This window comes from Halomonas citrativorans (assembly GCF_014898005.1).
GTDB classification, from domain to species: Bacteria; Pseudomonadota; Gammaproteobacteria; order Pseudomonadales; family Halomonadaceae; genus Vreelandella; species Vreelandella citrativorans.
This window is the reverse complement of sequence record NZ_JABUYX010000062.1, coordinates 1-1,257: the sequence shown is the minus strand read 5'-3', so window position 1 is coordinate 1,257 and position 1,257 is coordinate 1. Positions and strand designations below refer to the sequence as shown.

Genomic DNA, 1,257 nt, shown 5'->3' with positions numbered 1-1,257 from the left:
TGATCTTGCCCAGTAACGATGGACACCTCAAGAATGTAATACACTGCAACGAGGTGAACCATGGCAAGATCGACGACATCAATGAAGAAAAAATCCTATACCCGTTACTCAGATACCTATCGGCAAGAAGCGTTAGCGCTTGCTGATCGCATAGGCGTTGCCGCAGCGGCTCGTGAACTGGGCATACACTCGAGTCAGCTTTATCAGTGGCGTTCTAAGGTTCAGCAACAGCAAGATACATCTGAGCGAGAGCGGTCGCTGGCAGAAGAAAACGTTCGTCTGAAGCGGCAATTAGCCGAAGCCAATGAGGAGCTGGCTATCACAAAAAAGGCCGCGGTGTACTTTGCGAAGAGCCTGAAGTGAAGTACGCCTTTATCCATCGTCATCGCCAGGCTTTCAGTGTTCAGCGCATGTGCCATGTTGTTGGGGTCGCTCGAAGCGGCTACTACGCTTGGCGACAGCGCGAAGGAGGTCTGTCTCTAAAGCGCAGCCAGCAAGCCGTTCTCGATAAGCGTGTGGCTGCGGCGTTTCACCAACGTAAAGGCCGCTCAGGCGCCCCGAGATTAGCTCTAGACCTGCAAGATGACGGAATACCGGTGAATCGCAAGACCGTGGCTGCCAGCTTACAGCGACAAGGCCTGCGTGCTAAAGCTGCCCGTAAGTTCAAGGCCACCACAAACTCTCGACATTCGCTACCTGTTGCGCCAAACCTGCTAGAGCAAGACTTCAGGGCTTCAGCCCCTAATCAAAAGTGGGTGGGTGATATCACCTACTTGGCGACGGGTGAAGGTTGGCTTTATCTTGCTGTGCTAATTGATCTTTACTCTCGCAAAGTCGTTGGTTGGGCAATGAGCGAGCGTATGACGGCAGATCTTGTCTGTGATGCACTACAAATGGCGCTATGGAAACGTAAAATGCCAACAGGCGTGATCGTCCATTCAGATCGAGGTGGTCAGTACTGTTCGACGCTGTATCAGTCGCTACTGACGCGACATGAACTCAAGTGCAGTATGAGCGCGAAAGGCAACTGTTATGATAACGCCTGTGCCGAAAGCTTCTTTCACAGCCTCAAGGTGGAAGCGATCCACGGCGAGAACTTTAAAACGCGAGATATGATGAGACGCCAGGTGTTTGAATACATCGAACTGGACTACAACAAGCAACGACGGCACAGTGCTATAGGGATGATCAGCCCAGAGGCGTTTGAAGTCCGAATGATCGCTTAAACGAGTGTCCACTGTTGCTGGGTAAGATCAT

At 51.7% G+C, this 1,257-nt stretch carries 1 protein-coding gene; it reads left to right on the top strand.

The window, feature by feature from the left end; genetic code table 11:
* Window positions 1-60 precede the first annotated feature (60 nt).
* A protein-coding gene (locus INT20_RS17900; protein ID WP_139296708.1) for an IS3 family transposase occupies window positions 61-1,226 on the top strand; the annotation gives its coding sequence in 2 pieces (ribosomal slippage) (window positions 61-322 and window positions 322-1,226; 1,167 coding nt in all).
* The last annotated feature ends 31 nt before the right edge of the window (window positions 1,227-1,257 follow it).